Raw genomic sequence first — 17,399 nt, 5'->3', positions numbered from 1 at the left:
CCAGGCTGAGGCGGTGGAGCGCGCGGATCACCGCGGGCGCGTCCGCCTCCCCGTTCTCGCGGAGGTAGCACCGGGCGCCATCGGCCGTGAGGACGCGCCTGCGCGGCGGCCCTGACGCTGTTCACCGCGACTCCCGCCGGGGCACTGCCCGCCGGCGGCGGACTCCGGCCGGCCGCCGACAGCGGCGCCTCGGCCGAGTCCCCGGTGACCATGACGATCGAGACGGTGGCGCCGCTGGTGGCCGCCCCGAACGGCACCGTGACGATCAGCGGGCACGTCACCAACGGCGGCCGGTCGGTGCTCAAGGGCGCCCACGCGGCCGTCCGCAAGCCGTATTCGGGCCGGCCGCTGGAGCGGCGCAACGACCTCGCCACGGTGGCCGGCCGGACCAGTCCGCTCGGCGCGGACGGCGTGGAGCTGGACAGCCCGCAGTACGCCCTGCCGGAGCTCGGCCCGGGCCAGAGCCAGTCGTACACCCTCGGTGTCGCGGTGAGCGACCTCGGGCTGTCCGAGAGCGGCGTCTACGAACTCGCGGTGGACGTCTGGGGCGCGACCGCGGACAACCAGAAGGAGCGGGCACTCGGCATCGCCCGGACCTTCCTGCCGTACAACCCGAACCCCGGCGAGGCGCAGCCCACCAAGGTCACGACGCTCTGGCCGCTGGTGCACGCGCCGGTGCTGGCCGCGCAGACCGCCACCTCCGAGAACGACCAGACCGCCTCGGTGCTGCGCAACGACAGCCTGGCGGCCGAGTTCGCCCCGGGCGGCCGGCTGTACGAGCTGGTGGACACCGGTGCCAAGCTGCCCGGGCTGACCTGGGTGATCGACCCGGACCTGCTGGACACCGCGTTCGCGATGACCCGGCCGTACCGGGTGCAGAAGCCGGGCAGCGAGCGCGAGGGCAAGCCCGCCAAGGACGACAACACCGTCCAGGGCGCCGGCACGGCCGCCGCCACGGCCTGGCTGGAGAAGCTGCGGGCCGCCGTCGCCAAGCCGGGCACCCAGGTGGTGGCGCTGCCGTACGCCGACCCGGACGTCGCCTCGATCGCGCACAACGGCGCCGACCTGAGCGGGATGACCACCGCGCTGAGCAAGGCCGCCACCGCCGGCCGGCTCACCGTCGAGGGCCGGCTCTCCGTGGACACCCGTTCGGACGTGGCCTGGCCGTACCAGGGCTACCTGGACCAGCAGATCGCCGGCCTCACCCAGCAGTCCGGCAGCGGCCTGGTCCTGGTCAACGGCCAGAGCGTGCCGGAGTCGAGCAGCGTCAAGTACACCCCGACCGCGGTCCGCCCGATCGGCAACGGCCAGAACGCCGTGGTCGCCGACGAGACCGTCACCTCGCTGTTCGACGCCGACCTGAGCACCCCGCAGGCACAGACCCAGGCGACCCAGCGCTTCCTCGCCGAGACCTACGTGATCACCCACGAGGAGCCGCAGAACCCGCGCGGCCTGCTGGTGATGCCGCCGCGCGAGCTGACCGCGAACACCGCCAAGGTGCTGGCCAACGCCCTGCAAGCGGCCACCGACAAGTGGATCGCGCCGGCCAAGCTGGACGTGCTGGCCCAGGGCGCGCCCGACCCGAAGGCCAACTCCGCCGTCCCGGCCGCCCCCGACTACCCGGCCCAGGCCCGCGCCTCGGAGCTGCCGGCCGCCGACCTGAGCAGCACCGACAAGATCCAGCACGACCTGGACACCCTGATGCGGGTGCTCACCCTGCCGCAGCGGGTGCGCGGCCCGTTCAGCGCGGCCATGGTCCGCTCGCTGTCCACCGAGTGGCGCGCCCAGCCGCCGGCCGGCAGCACCTACCGGGCCGGCGTCGACAACTACCTGGGCGAGCTGACCAACGCCGTCCGGGTGCCGCCCAAGAACGTGGTCACCCTGGCCGGCGACACCGGGCTGCTCCAGGTCAGCGTCCGCAACGACCTCACCCAGACCGTCACCAACCTCAAGCTGGTGCTCACCTCCACCCAGCCCAACCGGCTGAAGGTGCGCGCCGAGGAGGAGCTGGTCCTGCCGCCCTCGCAGAGCGTCACGCTCCGCTTCCAGGCCGAGGCGCACAACAACGGGCCGGTCTGGATGACCGCCCAACTGATGACCACCGGCCCCAACCCGCAGCCGTACGGCGCGCCCCAGCGCTTCAGGGTGGAGGTCACCTCGGTGACCAACGGCGTGCTGTACGTCTTCGCGGGCGCCGGCGCCCTGCTGCTGCTGGCCGCGCTGCGCTTCATCCGCCAGCGCAAGCGCCGCGCCGGGCAGCCGCACGCCGACGGCGACCAGCCGGTCGGCGACGCGGGGGGCGCCGAGAACGCCGACGCAGACGCCGACCGGGCCGCCGACGGGACCGCCGACGGGACCGCCGACGGGACCGCCGACGCGGAGGCCGACGGAGGCCCGGGCGGGGACGGTTCCGCTGGTGACGGTCCTGCGCAGACACCGCGCGGCAGCAGCGCGGATGGCCGGGATCGGGCCGCCAGTGATGAGAAGGTTGGTCCTTGATACCGCCGACCCCCCGCAACGCCGGGCCGGCCTCCCCCCACGACAGCGAAGAGGTGACATGACCGGGCGCAGCGAGGAGCGGCCGCCGGGCCGCGGTGAGAGCCGGCCGGGCGCCGAGTCGCCGTCCGGCGACTGGTACGTGGCCGACACCTACGCCCAGGACCCGTACGCGGCCGACGCGTACGGGGGCGCGCAGGACGGCCAGGACCCGTACGGTCTGCGGGCCGGGCGGCCCGCCACGCCGCAGCCGCCGGCCGCCGCGTACGACGTGCCGCCGCAGCTGCCGCCGCAGGGCGGTGGCTACCCGACGCCGGTGACCCCGGCGCAGTTCCCGTCGCCGACGCCGTTCGCGCCGCCGGTGCCGCCGGTGCAGCCCGGCTGGGACACCCCGGCCCAGGCCGCCTGGCGGGAGGAGCCCGCCCCGGCGGGCGGCGACCAGTGGGGCGGCGCCGAGCAGCCCCGGCCGCAGTGGGAGCCGGGCCCGGCGCACTCGGCCTGGGACAGCGAGAGCACCGAGTACGTCGGCGTGGAGGCGCTGTTCGGCAACCGCACGACCGAGGCCGCGGCCCCGCCGCCGGTGCCGCAGCCGGCCCCGGCCCCGACCCAGCCCGGCACCCCGCCGGTCGCCCCGGTGCCGCCGGCCGCGCCGTACCCGCCGGCGGGCGGCTACCCGGGCCAGCCGCAGCAGGGCGGCCCGGACGACCGGCGCCCCTTCGTGCCCCCGATCGAGTTCGACCCGCCGCTGTCCGAGGAGGAGGCCACCATGCAGGTGGCCGCCGTCGCGGTGCCGCCGGCGGTGGAACCGCTGGCGGACATCGTCGCCGAGGAGCGCGCGGCGCAGCAGACCCCCGCCCCGGCCGAGGCCGCCCCGGCGGCCGGCGGTGGCGGGGGCAAGGTCGCCAGCCTGCTGAACTCCAGCGCGATCATGGCGGCCGGCACTCTGGTCTCGCGCGGCACCGGCTTCCTGCGGACGATGGTGATCGCCGGCGGCATCGGCATCGCCGTCATGGGTGACTCGTACAACGCCGCGAACACCCTGCCGACCCTGCTGTACATCCTGATCGGCGGCGGCGCGCTGAACGCGGTCTTCGTGCCGCAGCTGGTGCGCAGCATGAAGAACGACGAGGACGGCGGCACCGCCTACGCCAGCCGGCTGCTCACCCTGGTGATGGTCGGGCTCGGCGGCGTGGTGTTCCTCGCCGTGATCGCGGCGCCACTGCTGGTGCAGCTGATCGCCCACCCGATGATGGCCAACCCGGCCCGCGCCGACACCACCGTGGCGCTGGCCCGGTACTGCCTGCCCACCATCTTCTTCATGGGCATCCACGTGGTGATGGGCCAGATCCTGAACGCCCGGGGCCGGTTCGGCGCGATGATGTGGACCCCGGTCCTCAACAACATCGTGGTGATCTTCACCTTCGGCGCGTACATCTGGGTGTTCGGCGGCTACAACGCCACCCAGGTCACCCCGGAGAACATCTCCCCCGAGGGCGTCCGGCTGCTCGGCATCGGCACCCTGATCGGCCTGGTCGTCCAGTCGCTGGCGATGATCCCGTACCTGCGGGCGGCCGACTTCCACTACCGGCCGCGCTTCGACTGGCGCGGCCACGGCCTGGGCAAAGCCGCCCGACTGGCCAAGTGGACCTTCCTCTTCGTGCTCGCCAACCAGGCCGGCTACCTGGTCATCACCCAGCTCGCCACCGCCGCGGGCGACGCCGCCGAGAAGGCCGGCCACCAGGGCGTCGGCCTCTCGGCCTTCTCCAACGCCCTGCTGATCTGGCAGCTCCCGCAGGCCGTCATCACCGTCTCGATCATGAGCGCGGTGCTCCCCCGGCTCTCCCGGGCGGCGGCCGACGAGGACGCCGGCGCCGTCCGCGACGACCTGTCGTACGGGCTGCGCACCACCGCGGTGGCCGTCGTCCCGGGCGCGTTCCTGTTCCTGGCGCTCGGCCCGGCGATCGGCCGCTCGATCTACGCGGTCGGCGGCGGCACGACGGCCCTGAACAACGCGACCAACCTCGGTCTGATGCTCTCCGCCTTCGCGCTCGGCCTGATCCCGTACTCGGCGCAGTACGTGATGCTGCGCGGCTTCTACGCCTACGAGGACACCCGGACGCCGTTCACCAACACCGTCTGGGTGGCGGCCTGCCAGGCCGGCTTCTCGCTGGTCTGCTGGTTCGCCCTGCCGGCCGAGTGGACCGTGACCGGGATGGCCTTCGGCTACGGCCTCGCCTACGCCATCGGGGTGATGGTCGCGGTGCCGAAGCTGAAGAAGAAGATCGGCGGGCTGGACACCAAGCGGATCGGCAAGACCTACAGCCGGCTGGCGGCCGCCTGCGTCCCGGCCGCCGCGGTCGGCCTCGGCGTCAGCCTGGCGGTCCAGCGGGTGCTCGACGGCTGGGCGGGCAGCGTGCTCGCGCTGGTCGTGGCGGGCGCCCTCCAGCTGGCCGTGTTCGTGTTCATCGCCAAGCGGCTGCGGATCGAGGAGCTCAACGCCATGCTGGGCATGGTGCGCGGCCGACTGGGCCGCTGACCGTCGTACCAACCGGCCGGACCGGCTGGCACCCTGACCGGGCGTCAACCGGAACCACCGGGGTCTCCGCCCGGCCGGCCGGGTGTCGGGCCGCCACCCCCACCCGGGTCCCCCGGGCCCGGAGGTGGCGGCCCGGTGTCGGATCTGCACCACATCTCTCCACCTTCAGGCAACCGAGAGGACCCCTCAGCGGTCGTACCCGGTGGAGAAGAGTGGGCACAATTGTCCTGGAGCACAGGGCAGCCAACCCCCGCGCTCCAGCGACTCTCTCAGGCCGGGGCGACACAAGGGGAGGCAGGACCACGGTGGCTGATGGCACCAAGGCGGTCGTCGACACGTCGGCAGCTGACGAGGCGGCGGACGAGGCCGCACTGGCCGCGGCGATCGACGAGCTCGCGGGCGGCGGCACCGCCCCCGCGGGCAAGGCCGGCACACCCTCCGCGGCCGCCCCCGAGGACGCTGCGGACGCCCCCGAGGAGGCCGCCGCGGACCCGGCCTCCGGCGAGGAGACCTCCGAGATCACCGCTCCCCTCTCGGTGCGCGAGATCGCCGCCGAGCTGGCCGCCGGCGGCCCGGGCCACGAACCCGCCGCCGCCCGGGCCGCCGAGCCCGAGGCCGCCCGGCGCCGCCCCACCGACCCGCAGCCCACCGTCGACCCGCGCGACACCGGGACGCTCCCGCGCACCCTGCCCGCGCCGCTGCGGCACAGCGGGGACAAGATCGGCCACCGGTACCGGCTGGAGGAGTGCATCTCCCAGACCGAGACCTTCAGCAGCTGGCGGGCCGTCGACGAGAAGCTGCGCCGGGCCGTCGGCGTCCACCTGATGGCCTCCGGCCACCAGCGGGCCCGCAAGGTGCTGGCCGCCGCCAAGTCCGCCGCGCTGCTCGGCGACCCGCGCTTCGTCCAGGTCCTGGACGCCGTCCAGGAGGGCGAGCTGGTCTACGTCGTGCGGGAGTGGCTGCCGCACGCCTCGGACCTCGCCAAGCTGCTCGCCGACGGCCCGATGGAGCCGCACGAGGCGTACCAGATGGTCCGCCAGGTCACCGACGCCGTCGCCGCCGCCCACCGGCGCGGCCAGGCCCACCTGCGGCTCACCCCGCGCTGCGTGCTGCGCACCGACAGCGGCCAGTACCGGATCAACGGCATCGCCGTGGACGCCGCCCTGCGCGGGCTGCCCGACGAGGACAGCACCGAGGACGCCCGGCGCACCGACACCCGCGCGATCGGCGCCCTGCTGTTCGCCGCGCTCACCCACCGCTGGCCGTACCCGGAGGACCGCTACGACCTCCAGGGCCTGCCGAAGGGCCTGCAGAACGCCGCACCGGACCAGGTCCGCGCGGGCGTCCACAAGGGCCTGTCCGAGCTCGCCGCCCGGGCCCTGTTCGACCACCCGCCGCACCACGCCGAGCCGATCACCACTCCGGAGGAGCTGGCCCGGGCGATCGCGCTGATGCCCAAGATCCGCCAGCCCGAGCCGGAGCTGCCCGCCTTCCCGGCCCCGCCCCGGCACAACACCCACGCCCTGCCCACCGCGCCCAACCCGAGCCGGACGGTGGCCGAGACGACCGTCGCCCCGCTGCCGCCCTCCTCCCGCCCGACCGCCGTCCGGCGCACCCGGCGGCGGCTGCGCCGGGTGGTCAAGGCGACGGCCTGGACGGTCGCGCTGGGCGCGATCGGCGTCGCCTCCTGGCAGCTGGTGGACAGCCTGCGCCACCCCGGGCAGAGCGTCGCGGCGCCGCAGCCCTCGGCCAGCAGCGCCACCCCGACCGTCCACGCCGCGGTGCGCACCCCGGTGCCGGTCCCGATCAGGGAAGCCATCTCGTACAACCCGCAGGGCGACTCCCCGGAGTCCGTCTACCTGCTGCCGAAGGCCTTCGACGGGGACCCGAACACGGCCTGGTCGACCAAGGGGTACTGGGACCCCTTCGGTCCCAAGCCGCTGCCCAAGGACGGCACCGGCCTGCTCATCGACCTGGGCTCGGTGCAGTCGGTCAGCTCGGTGAACGTCCAGTTCATCGGGACCACCACCGCCGAGCTGCGGGTACCCACCGCCAAGGCGGCCGCCAACCCGACCGGGGCCCAGCCCGATGCCTTCACCGTGCTCGACAAGAAGTCCGGCACCACCACGGCCGACTTCACCCTCAGCAGTCCGACGAACACGCGTTATCTCTTGATCTGGCTGACCAGCCTGCCGAAGGATACGGAAGGCAAGTGGCGCGGGCAGGTCGCCGAGGTCAAGGTCTTCGGCTGACCCGGCCGCCCGCGGGTTCCGGGCGACGACGGTGAGGGGTCGAGGGGTGACGATGACGGACGACGACGCGACGCTGCTCGCCCGGCACGTCGCCGGCGACCCGGACGCGTTCGGCCTGCTGGTGAACCGCCACCGCGACCGGCTCTGGGCGGTCGCGCTGCGCACCCTCGGCGACCGCGAGGAAGCCGCCGACGCGCTCCAGGACGCCCTGGTCTCCGCCTTCCGCGCCGCCCCCGGCTTCCAGGGCCGCTCGGCGGTCACCACCTGGCTGCACCGGATCGTGGTCAACGCCTGTCTGGACCGCGCCCGGCGCAGCGCCACCCGACGCACCACCCCGCTCGACGAGGACCCGCAGCGCCTGGACACCCTGGTCGGCGCGGCCGAGCCGGCCGACTCCCCGGTGGTCCGGGCCGAACTGCACCGCGAGGTCACCGCGGCGCTCGCCGAACTGCCCGCCGACCAGCGGGCCGCCCTGGTCCTGGTCGACATGCAGGGCTACCCGGTCGCCGAGGCGGCCGAGCTGCTGGGCGTCCCGGTGGGCACGGTGAAGAGCCGCTGCGCCCGTGGCCGGGCCCGGCTGCTGCCGCTCGTCCGCCACCTGCGCGAGGGCGTCGGCGGGGCGGATGTTTCACGTGAAACAGCGGCCGCCCCGGGAGCCGCGCCACCACGGCGGAGCGCCCCCGGGAACCCGACGGACGCCCGTACCGTCACAGGGACAGGCCCGGACACCACCCGGACGGTTCTGGAAGGAGATGCGAGCACCCGATGACGGCACCCTTCTCCTCCCCCGGGACCCCTGAGACCCCCGACACCCCGGAGACCCCCGAGCCCACCGGCACGCCCGGGACCGCCGGCGCCTCCGGGGACGGCACCGGGCACCCCTCGGTGGACGAGCTCGCCGACCTCGCCGAGGGCCTGGTCGAGTCCGCCGACGCCGCCGCGGCGCTCCACCGCCACCTGGACGGCTGCGCCGAGTGCCGCGCGACCGTCGACGCGCTCGGCGAGGTCCGGGCGCTGCTCGGCGCCGTCGAGACCCCGCCGATGCCGGCCGACGTCGCCGCCCGACTGGACGCCGCCCTGGCCGCGGCCGCCGCCTCCACCGAGGCGGACCACGCCGAGACCGACCACGTCGAGGCCCCCGAGCGGCCCCAGGAGGCCCCCGCCCCGGCTCGCCGGACCTCCGGGCCGACCGCGCCCCCGCGGGCCGCCACGGCCCCCGCCGCGCCGCCCGCCCGGCCCGCCGGCGCCACCGGCCCCGGCCGGTCCCGCCCCCGGCGCCGCCGCCTCGCCCTGCTGCTCGGCGCGGCCACCGCGCTGGCCGCGATCGCCCTGGGCGGCTCCCTGGTGCTGCGCGACACCGGTCCGTCCACATCCGGCACGACGGCCGTCTCGGCGGGCGCCCCGGTCGCCGGCTCCCCCAAGACCGCCCGGACCGAGCACGCCACGGGCGCCGGCACCGTCTACCGCGACGACCAGCTCGCCGCCCAGGTCCAGCAGCTGCTGGCCCGCGCCACCGCCACCGCCCCGGGGCTGCTCCCGACCGGACCGGTCAAGCCCTCCGGCGCCGCGCCCGACGACGGCCGCTCGGAGCTGCCGACCCTGGCCTCGCCGACCGGCTGCCCCGCCCCGGCCGCGGGCACCCCGCTGGCCGTCGACCACGGCAGCTACGCCGGTTCCCCGGTCGAGGTCCTGGTCTACCCGACACCCGGTCGGCCGGGCTTCGTGGACGTCTACCTGCGCTCCCCCGACTGCGGCCAGGTCCTGGAGCGCACGGTGCCCGCCCACTGAGCACGGTGCCGTTCCGCTGAGCCGTCCGGGCGGTCCGACCGTTCCCATGCGATCGACGCCCAACCCGGCACGACGCTCCCACACTGCGGGCACCTGGTACTGATCCGCCTGGGAATGCGAGACACTGGTCAGTCGTTGTCCCGGGCGGCGGAGCAGGACCGCCCTCCCCGCAGCTAACGCGGGTCGCGATGCGAACCAGGAGATGCAGTGAGCGACGTCCGTAACGTGATCATCATCGGTTCCGGCCCGGCCGGGTACACGGCCGCGCTCTACACGGCCCGTGCCTCCCTCAAGCCGCTGGTCTTCGAGGGGGCCGTCACCGCCGGTGGCGCGCTGATGAACACCACCGAGGTCGAGAACTTCCCGGGCTTCCGGGACGGCATCATGGGCCCCGAGCTGATGGACAACATGCGGGCGCAGGCCGAGCGCTTCGGCGCCGAGCTGGTCCCCGACGACATCGTCGCGGTCGACCTCACCGGTGACGTCAAGACCGTCACCGACTCCGAGGGCAACGTGCACAAGGCCCGCGCCGTGATCGTCACCACCGGCTCCCAGCACCGCAAGCTGGACCTGCCGAACGAGGACAAGCTCTCCGGCCGCGGCGTCTCCTGGTGCGCGACCTGCGACGGCTTCTTCTTCCGCGACCAGGACATCGCGGTGGTCGGCGGCGGCGACACCGCCCTGGAGGAGGCGACCTTCCTCTCCCGCTTCGCCCGCAGCGTCACGATCATCCACCGCCGGGACACCCTGCGCGCCTCCAAGGCGATGCAGGAGCGCGCCTTCGCCGACGAGAAGATCCGCTTCGAGTGGGACAGCGCGGTCGAGGCCATCCACGGCGACCCGAAGCTGACCGGCGTCACCCTGCGCGACACCACCACCGGCGAGACCCGCGAGCTGGCCGTCACCGGCCTGTTCATCGCGATCGGCCACGACCCGCGCACCGAGCTGTTCAAGGGCCAGCTGGAGCTCGACGCCGAGGGCTACCTCAAGGTCGAGGCCCCCTCCACCCGGACCAACATCCCGGGCGTCTTCGGCGCCGGTGACGTCGTGGACCACACCTACCGCCAGGCCATCACCGCCTCCGGCACCGGTTGCTCCGCCGCGCTGGACGCCGAGCGCTACCTCGCCGCGCTGGACGACCTGGAGACCCAGGCCGCCGCCGTGGCGGTCTGACCCGCACGCCACCGACTGATCCCCCCGCGGGGGTGTGCCCCGTGTTCCCCGTGGAACACCCCCGCTCCGGCCAGGCAGAAACAGAACGGGCCCGCCCGTTGTTCACCTGGCAGCAGCCCTCACCGTCCGAACCCGAGGAGTTCCCGTGGCCGGCGCCACCACCACCGTCACCGACGCGACGTTCAAGGCCGATGTCCTGGAGAGCGACAAGCCCGTCCTGGTCGACTTCTGGGCCACCTGGTGCGGCCCGTGCCGCCAGGTCGCCCCGATCCTGGAGGAGATCGCGGCCGAGAACGGCGACAAGCTGACCATCGCCAAGCTCGACGTGGACGCGAACCAGGTCACCGCGGCCCAGTACAACGTCATCTCGATCCCGACCCTGATCCTCTACAAGAACGGCGAGCCGGTGAAGTCCATCACCGGTGCCCGTCCGAAGGCCGCGCTGCTGCGCGAGCTGGACGGCCTGATCTAGCTCCTCCGAGCGGTCGAATCGACGGCGGCGGGCTCCCCGGGTGGGGGCCCGCCGCCGTCGTTCACAGGACGGGTTCGGAACGCCCGTCTCAGAACGGCCGCAGCGCCGGCTCCTTGCGCGCCCCGCCGAGCAGCCGCTCCAGCGCCACCTCCACGTCCCCCCGCCAGGAGAGCGTGGTGCGCGCCTCCAGCCGCAGCCGCGGGTAGCGGTGGTGCGGCCGGACGGTCTTGAAGCCGACCGCCAGCAGGTGGTCGGCCGGCAGCACGCAGCTCGTCGGGGTCCGCCCCGCCGAGCCGAAGGCCTCGATCGCCCGCACCCCGCGCCCCATCAGGTCCTTGGCGACGGTCTGCACCAGCACCCGGCCGAGCCCCTGCCGCTGGTAGCCCGGCAGCACCCGGCTGACCATCAGCTGAACGGCGTCCGGTGAGACCGGGCTGGTCGGGAAGGACTGCGAGCGCGGCACGTAGGCGGGCGGCGCGTAGAGCACGAAGCCGGCCGGCTGGTCGTCCACGTAGACGATCCGGCCGCAGGACCCCCACTCCAGCAGCACCGCGGAGATCCACCCCTCCTTCGCCAGCTCGGGCTTCCCGGACTCCACCGCTGCTTTCCCGCTGACCGGGTCCAGCTCCCAGAACACGCAGGAGCGGCAGGTCGTCGGCAGGTCCGCCAGGTTGTCCAGCGTCAGCGGAGCGATCCGGCGTCCCATCCCCCGCACCTCCTCCTCCACTTCACGGTCGAGCATTCCCCCACGAACGCCGATGGGTGCATGTTTCACGTGAAACAGCGCTCACGTGAAGCATGCACCCATCGGGTATCGACCTCGGTCCGGCTCAGCCCTGCGACAGCCGCAGACCGTCCTCGCCCGGGGCCAGACTGTCCAGGATCCGGTTCAGGTCCTCCACCGAGCCGAACTCCAGCACCACCTTGCCCTTGCCCAGCTTGCCGCCGCGCTGCGACACCTCGACCTTCACCCGGGTGTCGAAGCGGTCCGACAGCCGGCTCGCCAGATCGTTGAACGCCGGGGAGAGCAGCTTGCCCGCCTTCGGCGCCTGGCGCTTCGGCTTCTCCTCGTGGCCCATCAGCGTGACGATCTCCTCGGTGGTCCGCACCGAGAGGCCCTCCGCGACGATCCGCTTGGCCAGCTGCTCCTGCCGCTCGGCGTCCGGCGCGCCCAGCAGGGCGCGGGCGTGCCCGGCCGTCAGCACCCCGGCGGCGACCCGGCTCTGCACGGCCGGCGAGAGCTTCAGCAGCCGCAGCGTGTTGGAGACGTGCGAGCGCGAGCGGCCGATCCGGTCGGCCAGCTCGTCGTGCGTGCAGGAGAAGTCGCGCAGCAGCTGGTCGTAGGCGGCGGCCTCCTCCAGCGGGTTCAGCTCCGCCCGGTGCAGGTTCTCCAGCAGGGCGTCCAGCAGCAGCTTGTCGTCCTCGGTGGCCCGGACGATCGCCGGGATCTCCGTCAGCCCGGCCTCCCGGGAGGCCCGCCAGCGGCGCTCACCCATGATCAGCTCGAAGCGCTCGGCCCCGACCTGGCGGACCACGACCGGCTGGAGCAGACCGACCTCCTTGATGGAGGCGACCAGCTCGGCCAGCTTGTCCTCGTCGAAGACCTCCCGCGGCTGGCGCGGGTTGGGGGTGATCGTGTCCAGCGGCAGCTCGGCGAAGTACGCCCCGGCGACCAGCGCGGGCTGCTCCCGCAGGCTCTCCGCAGCCACCTTGGCCGCCACCGTGCCGCGGCCGTTCGGGAGCACCGACACCGAGGCCGGCGCAGGCGTGGCCGCTGCGGGCTGCGCCGCCCCGTCCTCCGCCGGCGCGGCGGGGCGGATCAGCGCCTCAAGCCCTCGTCCCAGACCCCTGCGACCACTCACCGATTGCCCTCCGTCGTACCGTGCTGTGCCATCGGGGCCTGCTGCCCCGTACCGCTGCCGTCCCGCTGCTGCCCCACCACCGTGGTGCCGCCCGCGCCCACCGCGCGCAGTGCGAGCTCGCGGGCGGCCTCCAGGTAGGAGAGCGCCCCGGTCGAGCCCGGGTCGTAGGTGAGCACCGTCTGACCGTAGCTGGGCGCCTCGGAGATGCGCACCGAGCGCGGGATCGCCGTGCTCAGCACCTCCTGCTGGAAGTGGGTCCGGACCTCCTCGGCGACCTGGGCGGCCAGCCTGGTCCGGGCGTCGTACATGGTGAGCAGGATGGTCGAGACGTGCAGCGCCGGGTTGAGGTGGGCGCGCACCAGCTCGACGTTGCGCAGCAGCTGGCCGAGGCCCTCCAGTGCGTAGTACTCGCACTGGATCGGGATCAGCACCTCCTGGCCGGCCACCAGGGCGTTGACCGTCAGCAGGCCCAGCGAGGGCGGACAGTCGATCAGGATGTAGTCCAGCGGCTGCTCGTAGGCGGCGATCGCGCGCTGGAGCCGGCTCTCCCGGGCGACCAGCGAGACCAGCTCGATCTCGGCGCCGGCCAGGTCGATGGTGGCGGGGACGCAGAACAGCCCCTCGACGTCCACCACCGGCTGCACCACGTCGGCGAGCGGCTTGCCCTCGACCAGGACGTCGTAGATGGACGGCACCTCGGCGTGGTGGTCGATGCCGAGGGCGGTGGAGGCGTTCCCCTGCGGGTCGAGGTCGACGACCAGGACGCGCAGTCCGTGCATGGCGAGCGAGGCGGCCATGTTGACGGTGGTGGTGGTCTTGCCCACCCCGCCCTTCTGGTTGGCGACCACGATCACCCGGGTCGCGGCGGGGCGGGGCAGGCCCTCACCCGCCCGGCCGATCGCCTGGACCGCAGCCTGGGCAGCCCTCGCGATGGGCGTGTCATCGATCTGGTCGACGGTCTCCGAGTCCTGCATGGGGGTCAGTGTTTCACGTGAAACCGGAGCGGCAACAGTCACAGCCCGGCTGCGGCCAAGGATTCCGGAGAGCAAGGAGCGACGTTTCACGTGAAACACCATGCCCGCTTTGTCGGAAATCTGATGGTGCGACACTCCGGTGTCCCCCTGTCGGCCCGCCGGTCGCCCGCCCGTCACCGGAAAGCCGACGGGCGGGCGGCTCCCTCTCCAGGAAGCCACCCGCCCGTGGGTCGAGCGTGTCGAGCGTCACCCGCCTCAGCGGCCGCGGCGCCGTCCGCCGCGGGCGCGCTCGCCGGTGGTGCGGGCGCTCGCGGTGCGCCCGGCCCGGGCCGCCTTGGCCCGCCGGGTGGCGGCCTTCACGCCGCCCGGGCTCTCCCCCGCCTTGACCTGGACCACGCGGGTCGAGGTCTCCAGGGTGCCCTCGCCGACCGAGATGACGCTCCACTCGACCGCGCCCAGCTTGGTCAGCCCGGCCCGCGAGTCCGCCAGCTCCTGCTCGGCGCTGTCGCCCTTGAGCGCCAGCATCTGGCCGTGCGGGCGGAGCAGCGGCAGCCCCCAGCCGGCCAGCCGGTCCAGCGGCGCCACCGCCCGGGCGGTCACCACGTCCACCGCGAGCTTGCCGACCATCTCCTCGGCGCGGCCGCGCAGCACCGTGACGTTCTCCAGCCCCAGCTCCCGGACGACCTCCTCCAGGAAGGTGGTCCGGCGCAGCAGCGGCTCCAGCAGCGTGACCGAGACGTCCGGGCGGGCCAGCGCCACCGGGATGCCGGGCAGACCGGCCCCGGAGCCGACGTCGCACAGGGTGGAGCCGGGCGGCAGCAGCTCGGCGAGCACCGCGCAGTTGAGGACGTGGCGGTCCCAGAGCCGGGGCACCTCGCGCGGCCCGATCAGCCCGCGCTGGACCCCTGCAGTGGCCAGCAGCTCGGTGTAGCGGACCGCGGCGTCGAAGCGATCGCCGAAGACCTCCCGGGCGACGGCCGGCGGCTCGGGCAGCTCGTGGGTCTCGGGCGTCTCGGCGGCCTGCCCCTCGGCGGCCGGATCGACGTCAGCCGCCCCCGGCTGACCGCCAGCCGCGTTCTCCGTGTCCATCTCGACCTCTCCGATCCCCGGATCCACCGACCCGCTCTCCGCACCGTTTCACGTGAAACATCTTCCGCCGGGCGCACGCCCCGCGAAGGGACGACGACCCCGCCCGCACGAGGCGGACGGGGTCGCGTCCGGTGAAGCTCCCCGGCCGCCGTGGCGGCCGGTCCGATCGTGCCGTCGGCCTCAGGCCGGCAGCACGACCACGCACCGCTGGGGCTCTTCGCCCTCGGACTCGCTGCGCAGCCCGGCCGCGGCCACCGCGTCGTGGACGACCTTGCGCTCGAAGGGCGTCATCGGCCGCAGCTTGACCTGCTCGCCGGAGGACTTCGCCTGCTCCGCGGCCTGGGCACCGAGCGTCGCCAGCTCGGTGCGCTTGCGGGCCCGGAAGCCGGCAATGTCCAGCATGAGGCGGCTGCGCTCGCCGGTCTCCCGGTGGACAGCCAACCGGGTCAGCTCCTGCAGCGCCTCCAGCACCTCGCCGTCCTGGCCGACCAGGCGCTGCAGCGCGCGGTCGTTGCCGTCGCTGACGATGGAGACCAGGGCCCGGTCGCCCTCGACGTCCATGTCGATGTCACCGTCGAGGTCGGCGATGTCGAGCAGACCCTCCAGGTAGTCCGCCGCGATGTCGCCCTCCTGCTCCAGGCGGGCGACGAGGCTCTCGTCGGCGCTGGCGGCGGCCTCGGCCTCGACGGCGGAGGTGGTGCCTTCCGTCACTGATGGACTCCTTCGGAGATGAGGCCCAGGTTGGTGGGCCGGGAACGAAGCTCTGGACGAAGCTCCGTCAGGACTTCTTCTTCGGCCGCTGGCCGCCGCCGCGCTTCGGCTGCTGCCGGGTGCCCTGCTGCCGGACCGCACCGGGCTTCGCGCCGGGCTTGGCGGTGCCTTCCTGGGCCGCGGCCGGCTTGGCACCGCCGGTCTCGGCCGGGACGGCGTCCTCGGGCTCCGCCTGGGCCTCCTTGGTCAGGCCGGCGGCCGGCTGGCCGCCGTGCTGGCGCTGGGCCTTGGTCTGCTTGCGGGGCTGCTGGCGCCGTGCCTGCACCGACTCCTCGACCACGGCCGAGGCCGAGGTGGCGGCAGCGGCGCTGATGGCCGCCTTGGACGGGGGCAGCAGGCCCCAGAGCGCGCCCTTGATCTCCGAGCCGTCCGGGTTCAGCCGGCCGGCCTTCTTCAGCCGCGCCTGGCGCTCCTGGAAGGCCTTGCTGCCCGGGGTCGGGTTGTTGTGGATGACGATCAGCTGCTGGCCCATCGACCAGACGTTGGTGGTCAGCCAGTAGACCAGGACACCGACGGGGAAGTTGATGCCCATGACGGCGAACATGATCGGGAAGACGTACATCAGCATCTTCTGCTGCTGCATGAACGGCGTCTTCACCGTGAGGTCGACGTTCTTGGTCATCAGCTGGCGCTGGGTGATGAACTGCGACAGCGACATCAGGATGATCATCACGGCAGTGACGATCTTGACGTTGAGCTCGTCGCTGCCCAGGAAGGTCGCCGAGAGCGGGGCACCGAAGATGTGCGCCTTGCCGGCGCTCACCAGCAGGTCACCGTGGATGACACCGATGTCCTGGCCCTTGGCGACCTTGGCCAGCACGCCGTACAGGGCGGTGAAGAACGGCGCCTGCACGAGGATGGGAAGGCAGCTGGAGAACGGGTTGGTACCCGCCTCCTTGTACAGCTTCATCATCTCTTCGGACTGGCGCTGCCGGTCGTTCTTGTAGCGCTCCTGGATGGCCTTCATCTTCGGCTGGATCGCCTGCATGGCCCGGGTCGCCTTGATCTGCTTCACGAAGAGCGGGATCAGGCAGATCCGGATGACGACCACCATGGAGGCGATGGCCAGACCCCAGGCCCAGCCACCGTCCGGGTCGAAGATGTTGCTGTACAGCGAGTGGAACTGGACGATGATCCAGGACACCGCTGTGTACAGGGGGTTGAGGAAGGAGAAGGTCACCGGTCGGGCTCCTTGGACATGTGGATTGGCCCCGTGGGGCCAATGGTCGCCGGGCCCTCTGGGTCCGGACCGGCGGGGGTCGTGGTCACCGGCTGTCCGGGGGCGGACCGGCTGCTCAGCCAGTCTCGCAACCGCCGGTGCCACACCGGATGCTTACGCGGCGGGACGTGATCGACCCCGCCGGGCGTCCACGGATTGCAGCGCAGGATGCGCCAGGCGGTCAGCCCACCGCCCTTCACCGCCCCGTGCACCTTGACGGCCTCGAAGCCGTAGTGCGAGCAGGAAGGGTAGTAACGGCAGACCGGACCGAGCAGTGGGCTGATGGTCCACTGGTAGACCCTGATCAGACCCATCAGCAGGTACTTCATCGCCCTGCTCCCGTCGGCGCCGTGGCGGCGGGCTCCACCCGCAGCAACCGCTTCAGCGCCGCGTCCAGATCGCGTTCGAGATCCTGGTACGGGGCGGTGGCGGCCTGGGGCAGCGCACGCACCACTATCAGGCTACCGGCGGGCAGCCTGGACAGACGATCACGAACGAGGTGCCGCAACCGGCGCTTGACCAGGTTGCGAACGACCGCCGGGCCGACGGCCTTGCTCACGACGAAACCCGCACGCGCCGAAGGAGTCCCCTCGGCGACGTGCGGGCGGGAGTCGCTGGTCCGGTCGGCCTGCCCCTTGGGGTCGTCCTCTCTGGCGAGATGGACGACCAACAGGGGCCGGCCGGCCCGGCGACCGCGTTTCACCGCGGTCGCGAAGTCCTGGCGCCGCCGCAGCCGATTCTCGGAGGGCAGCACAACAGACTCTGTC

The 17,399-nt window shown here is 73.5% G+C and carries 15 protein-coding genes; 7 read left to right on the top strand and 8 right to left on the bottom strand.

The window, feature by feature from the left end; genetic code table 11:
• The first annotated feature begins 111 nt into the window (after nucleotides 1-111).
• The 7 genes from ABTY15_RS28745 to trxA all read left to right on the top strand — a co-directional run bounded on the left by ABTY15_RS28745 (nucleotide 112) and on the right by trxA (nucleotide 10,717).
• Complete coding sequence (locus ABTY15_RS28745; protein ID WP_350601782.1) at nucleotides 112-2,499, top strand: DUF6049 family protein; 2,388 nt, start codon at nucleotides 112-114, stop codon at nucleotides 2,497-2,499.
• Between the two features lie 58 nt (nucleotides 2,500-2,557).
• Nucleotides 2,558-5,032 (top strand): murein biosynthesis integral membrane protein MurJ, encoded by a 2,475-nt coding sequence (gene murJ / locus ABTY15_RS28740; RefSeq protein ID WP_350601760.1) that lies wholly within the window; start codon nucleotides 2,558-2,560, stop codon nucleotides 5,030-5,032.
• Nucleotides 5,033-5,337: 305 nt separating this feature from the next.
• On the top strand, nucleotides 5,338-7,284 hold the full coding sequence (locus ABTY15_RS28735) for a protein kinase family protein (protein ID WP_350601758.1): 1,947 nt from the start codon (nucleotides 5,338-5,340) through the stop codon (nucleotides 7,282-7,284).
• Nucleotides 7,285-7,336: 52 nt separating this feature from the next.
• Nucleotides 7,337-8,053, top strand: coding sequence for an RNA polymerase sigma factor SigM (gene sigM / locus ABTY15_RS28730; protein ID WP_350601755.1), 717 nt, complete (start codon nucleotides 7,337-7,339; stop codon nucleotides 8,051-8,053).
• Nucleotides 8,050-9,072 carry an RsmA family anti-sigma factor gene (locus tag ABTY15_RS28725; protein WP_350601752.1) on the top strand — a complete coding sequence of 341 codons (1,023 nt, stop codon included), beginning with the start codon at nucleotides 8,050-8,052 and terminating at the stop codon, nucleotides 9,070-9,072. The genes sigM and ABTY15_RS28725 overlap by 4 nt, the downstream gene beginning before the upstream one ends.
• A gap of 207 nt (nucleotides 9,073-9,279) precedes the next feature.
• Nucleotides 9,280-10,245, top strand: coding sequence for a thioredoxin-disulfide reductase (gene trxB / locus ABTY15_RS28720; RefSeq protein WP_350601749.1), 966 nt, complete (start codon nucleotides 9,280-9,282; stop codon nucleotides 10,243-10,245).
• 145 nt (nucleotides 10,246-10,390) lie between these two features.
• Complete coding sequence (gene trxA / locus ABTY15_RS28715; RefSeq protein WP_350601745.1) at nucleotides 10,391-10,717, top strand: thioredoxin; 327 nt, start codon at nucleotides 10,391-10,393, stop codon at nucleotides 10,715-10,717.
• Between the two features lie 88 nt (nucleotides 10,718-10,805).
• Here the strand turns inward: trxA and ABTY15_RS28710 are convergent, their stop codons facing one another.
• From ABTY15_RS28710 to rnpA, 8 genes are all read right to left on the bottom strand, one after another.
• Nucleotides 10,806-11,423, bottom strand: a complete 618-nt coding sequence (locus ABTY15_RS28710; RefSeq protein WP_350601743.1) for a GNAT family N-acetyltransferase — start codon at nucleotides 11,421-11,423, stop codon at nucleotides 10,806-10,808.
• Between the two features lie 124 nt (nucleotides 11,424-11,547).
• A complete protein-coding gene (locus ABTY15_RS28705) occupies nucleotides 11,548-12,579 on the bottom strand; it encodes a ParB/RepB/Spo0J family partition protein (protein ID WP_350601738.1) in 1,032 nt (343 codons plus the stop codon).
• Complete coding sequence (locus ABTY15_RS28700) at nucleotides 12,576-13,553, bottom strand: ParA family protein (RefSeq protein ID WP_350601734.1); 978 nt, start codon at nucleotides 13,551-13,553, stop codon at nucleotides 12,576-12,578. The genes ABTY15_RS28705 and ABTY15_RS28700 overlap by 4 nt, the downstream gene beginning before the upstream one ends.
• A gap of 255 nt (nucleotides 13,554-13,808) precedes the next feature.
• Nucleotides 13,809-14,642 (bottom strand): 16S rRNA (guanine(527)-N(7))-methyltransferase RsmG, encoded by an 834-nt coding sequence (rsmG, locus tag ABTY15_RS28695; protein WP_350601731.1) that lies wholly within the window; start codon nucleotides 14,640-14,642, stop codon nucleotides 13,809-13,811.
• 180 nt (nucleotides 14,643-14,822) lie between these two features.
• Complete coding sequence (locus ABTY15_RS28690) at nucleotides 14,823-15,353, bottom strand: Jag family protein (protein ID WP_350601726.1); 531 nt, start codon at nucleotides 15,351-15,353, stop codon at nucleotides 14,823-14,825.
• A 67-nt stretch (nucleotides 15,354-15,420) separates the two neighbouring features.
• Entirely contained in the window at nucleotides 15,421-16,593 is a 1,173-nt protein-coding gene (yidC, locus tag ABTY15_RS28685; RefSeq protein WP_350601722.1) for a membrane protein insertase YidC, read from the bottom strand.
• Nucleotides 16,590-16,961 (bottom strand): membrane protein insertion efficiency factor YidD, encoded by a 372-nt coding sequence (gene yidD, locus ABTY15_RS28680; protein ID WP_350601719.1) that lies wholly within the window; start codon nucleotides 16,959-16,961, stop codon nucleotides 16,590-16,592. Before yidD ends, yidC begins: the two co-directional genes overlap by 4 nt.
• Nucleotides 16,958-17,386: a ribonuclease P protein component gene (gene rnpA, locus ABTY15_RS28675; RefSeq protein ID WP_350601717.1), complete on the bottom strand. Its 429-nt coding sequence runs from the start codon at nucleotides 17,384-17,386 to the stop codon at nucleotides 16,958-16,960. The genes yidD and rnpA overlap by 4 nt, the downstream gene beginning before the upstream one ends.
• Nucleotides 17,387-17,399: the final 13 nt, after the last annotated feature.

The organism is Kitasatospora sp. NPDC097643 (assembly GCF_040302625.1).
Lineage (GTDB): Bacteria > Actinomycetota > Actinomycetes > Streptomycetales > Streptomycetaceae > Kitasatospora.
Note: the sequence above shows the minus strand (reverse complement) of the source record. Positions and strands in the feature narration are given on the sequence as shown.